The 3,640-nt window shown below is 42.6% G+C and carries 5 protein-coding genes; 3 read left to right on the top strand and 2 right to left on the bottom strand.

The features are described 5' to 3' along the window. A partial coding sequence (locus O9290_RS20620; protein ID WP_288087498.1) for a transposase family protein occupies positions 1 to 242 on the bottom strand: 242 nt, incomplete at its 3' end. A 105-nt stretch (positions 243 to 347) separates the two neighbouring features. Then, positions 348 to 593: a helix-turn-helix domain-containing protein gene (locus O9290_RS20615; RefSeq protein ID WP_288087496.1), complete on the bottom strand. Its 246-nt coding sequence runs from the start codon at positions 591 to 593 to the stop codon at positions 348 to 350. Between the two features lie 16 nt (positions 594 to 609). On the opposite strand from O9290_RS20615, the gene O9290_RS20610 reads away from it, so the two are divergent. The 3 genes from O9290_RS20610 to O9290_RS20600 all read left to right on the top strand — a co-directional run bounded on the left by O9290_RS20610 (position 610) and on the right by O9290_RS20600 (position 3,249). Beyond that, entirely contained in the window at positions 610 to 1,398 is a 789-nt protein-coding gene (locus O9290_RS20610; protein WP_288057202.1) for an RNA-guided endonuclease InsQ/TnpB family protein, read from the top strand. A 185-nt stretch (positions 1,399 to 1,583) separates the two neighbouring features. Beyond that, positions 1,584 to 1,991, top strand: a complete 408-nt coding sequence (locus tag O9290_RS20605) for a hypothetical protein (RefSeq protein WP_002763516.1) — start codon at positions 1,584 to 1,586, stop codon at positions 1,989 to 1,991. Positions 1,992 to 2,001: 10 nt separating this feature from the next. Then, positions 2,002 to 3,249 (top strand): glutamate-5-semialdehyde dehydrogenase, encoded by a 1,248-nt coding sequence (locus O9290_RS20600; protein WP_288057204.1) that lies wholly within the window; start codon positions 2,002 to 2,004, stop codon positions 3,247 to 3,249. Positions 3,250 to 3,640: the final 391 nt, after the last annotated feature.

Genomic DNA, 3,640 nt, shown 5'->3' with positions numbered 1-3,640 from the left:
TCCCCTAATATTTCTATTTCCTTATTTAACCCTATTTTACTCTCTTTCCACAACCGAAAATCATGGACTCTTCCTTTCTCACAACGGACGCAGATTATCTGCTCACTTTTTTGGTCGCAACGCGCTCGCTGCGCGAGATCGGCAACGACTTGCGACTTTAATGTGTGGTATCCCTGCTTGCCACTATAGCATGATTTCTGTTTTTTTTTGGGTCTTTCTATCTCCTGTTCTGACACATCCACCACTATTACTTCTATTTCACTATTACTTTCTAATAGGGCTTTTTTTCCCGGTAGATTAAACAGACCTGATTTGATAAGAATATTCTCTACTTTCCTAACAATTCTCTACGCCGTTGATTCGTTAACACCCCAACTATTTCCCAGATGAAAATAGGTGCGATATTCTCGCAAATATTCTAATGTTATTAGTAGTTGGTCTTCCGTACTCAATTTGCTCGGTCTGCCAGTCTTTTTTTGCCAAACTTTTTCTGCCTTTAGGACTGTTACCATATCCTTAAATGTATCTGGATACACGCCACACAAGCGTTTGAACTCTGTTGGCTTTAAAGTTTTTACTTGTTCGTAAGTCATCTTTCAATCTTAACTCTTGGACTATTTTATCCTATTTTGTCTAGACTTATGCAAGAGATCTACAGTCGAATGTACTCCTACTCGACAACAAACCGATAGGGGAGCCATCGGTTTATACTTTGGAGTTTTGCACGCCATAGCTGATAGTAATGGCCATGGAATCGAGAATCCCAGACTTCTTAAATCTGCTCAGGAAAAGATTAAAAAGATTGCCAAAAAATCTAGACGCAAGCGCAACCCCAAAAAGGGAGTTAAAGCATCTAGAAGAGCTAGAAAATCGGCTAGGGCAGTTGGGAAAATTCAAAGCAAGGTAGCTAGACAAAGACAAAATTGGCATCCTCAAGTAGCAGTAGAGATAGTTCGCTGTAATAGCCTCATTGCTACGGAGAAATTAAACCTTAAAGGGATGACCAAAAAATCTAAGGGCAGTAGAAAAAGACAAAAATCAGGGTTAAACAGGTCTATTCTTGATGTAGGGATAGGTAATTTAAAATCCTTGATTAAAGAAAAAGTCACGGAAGCTGGGGGTTTTTATGTTGAGGTTCCTACCCAAAAAATTAAACCCTCCCAAACTTGTCCTAATTGTGGTCATCAAAAGAAGAAATCTTTAGCCGAAAGAGTTCATCGCTGTGAGAAATGTGGCTATTCTTGTGATCGAGATGTAGCTGCTGCACAAGTTATGCTCAATTATGCTAGGGGCTTGGAACGAGCCTCTTTAGATGCAGAGTCGTCTAGCGCTACCTTGTGCGGAAGTATGAGGCATCTAGGGACGAAGAATCGTCAGAAACTCCAATCGAGCGCGTAGCGGATTGGAGTAGTTCATAAAATCTTGAAATATACCTTAAGGTCAGGATGAATAATTTAGGGATATACCTTAAGATGGGAATTACCCGTGAGCCATAGGGTTGAGGATTTTGGGCAACCGTTGAATACCTTAGCCATTGACCACGAGCAACTAAAAACAAACGTTGATAAACAAAAATTTAGCTTGTGCGACCGCATAAATATACCAAAATCGACCAACACCAAGACTATCCTTGTCCCTGTCGTCGGAAAGGGACATTGTGCCCGATTTTATTGACCGATGCCTTTGGCTGTGATCGCTGTCAACAGATATTTGTGCTACAGGAAAACGGTCAAATTATCGAACAATTAGCCCCCCACTATCCCTATAAACGCAGTTGGCGCTGGACGGGATTTCGTTGGGTGAGTACGAATCGGCGCTTTGGACAAGAGGTATTACCCCTGATGGTGGGGATAATTCTGTTATTATCGATCGTTTGGCTACCCTTAATTTTAAAATCACCGCCGGGGGTAAGCGTGATTTTTGGGGCAATTCTAGTTATGCTATTAGTTATTTTGCCCGCATTCATCTTTTGGTTAGCCTATCGACGCTAGACAAGAATCTATGATCGAAAGTTCCCCCAAAACCCCCCCGACGATCTTTAAGCAAGCATACAATGCTTTTCTGTATCTAGGTCAATTCAATGGCAACGAAAGAAATCGCGGGGTAATCGCGATCGCTAATGCCATTAAAACTGGCTTTGATCGCATTTTAGAAGCCAATACCCTCGATTTAGAAGTCAGTCGAGAGATGGCCGTCTCAGAACAAATGATTCGCTGGTTACGGTTAACTCCCGAACGTTTAGAGACGACGGTGGAGGTATTGCAACAACTAGCGGAAGCATCGGATCCGCTGCAACAGGTAATTAACGCGGCCTATCAACTTAATCCGTCCCAAACCTATTGCCAAAGGATGCCTTTAGGAGTGATTGCCTTAGTCTATGAAGGTTTTCCCGAATTAGCGATGGTAGCGGCGGGATTTTCCCTAAAAAGTGGCAATAGTTTGATTATTCGCGGTTCCAATGCCTCTAGTCATTCCGATGGAGTGATTACGGAAATTATCCAAGAAGCTTTGGAAGATGTGGGTTTACCCGTGGATTGTGTGAGTGGTTTACCCTGCGATTCTAGTCCTTCCCTAGAGGAGTTGCTGACGCAGGAAAATTATGTTAATTTGATTATTCCCTACGGTCGCCCTAGTTTAATCGGTCGGGTGAGTCAATTGGCCACGGTTCCCGTTTTGCGTGCGGCCATGGGAAACTGTTATTTGTATTGGTCTCCTAGTGGCGATTTGGAGTTAGCTCGTCAGGTAATTATCGATAGTCATGGCAGCATACCCGATCCGGTTAACGCGATCGAAAAAGTTTTAATTAGTCCCCATCACAATTCTTCAACTTTAAGTCGTTTGTTTAAAAGTTTGCAGGAAAAAGGCTTTAAATTGCGGGGAGATAACCGATTAGCGGCGGATTTTCCCGAACATTTAACCATTGCTACCGATAATGATTGGCAAAGACCCTATTTAGAAAAAACGGTGGCCTTTAGGTTAGTGGATACCCTCACTGATGCGATCGCTTGGATTAATAAGTATAGTAGCGGTCACGCGGATTGTATTGTCACCGAATCCTATCGAGAAAGTCGTCAATTCGCCATGGAGTCCGATAGTGCTTTAGTTTATATCAATTCTTCACCCCGATTCGATCGCAATCCCAAACAGGGAGAATCGGTGTTTTTGGGCATTTCCAACCAAAAAGGCCAGCGCCGGGGGTTAATCAACCTAGAAACCTTTACCACCCTTAAACAGGTGGTGCAGGGGTAGTTTTGGTGAACTGGGTATTGTTAAGTTAGCTAGGGTTTGCGGCAAAAAGTTTTTCGTGGGGACAGGGTGTGGGGTGTGGGGTGTGGGGTGTGGGGTTTTAGGGATTTTGAGGGGGTCAGTTACCTAATTTTCAGGGAAAAAGTCCAGGAATTTTACCCCCGATCACTCCAATGGTTGGCACTTTTTGAGGGAAAAAAAGTCTAAAAGTCTTACCCAACAAGGTTTTTAGATTTATTCAGCCAACCCTAAATAGGGCTTGCTGAATAATGGTAAAACCCTTTTAAAATAAGGCTTTTGACCTGTTAAAATCCGATGTTCATGCTGCGAAAATAGGATTGGGACATTCAAAAACCTTGCATTATCCTTCTTGTAGTACATAAACCAGTACAAA

This window comes from Microcystis sp. LE19-41.2A (assembly GCF_027530405.1).
GTDB lineage: Bacteria > Cyanobacteriota > Cyanobacteriia > Cyanobacteriales > Microcystaceae > Microcystis > Microcystis aeruginosa.
This window is presented reverse-complemented; position numbering and strand designations above follow the sequence as displayed.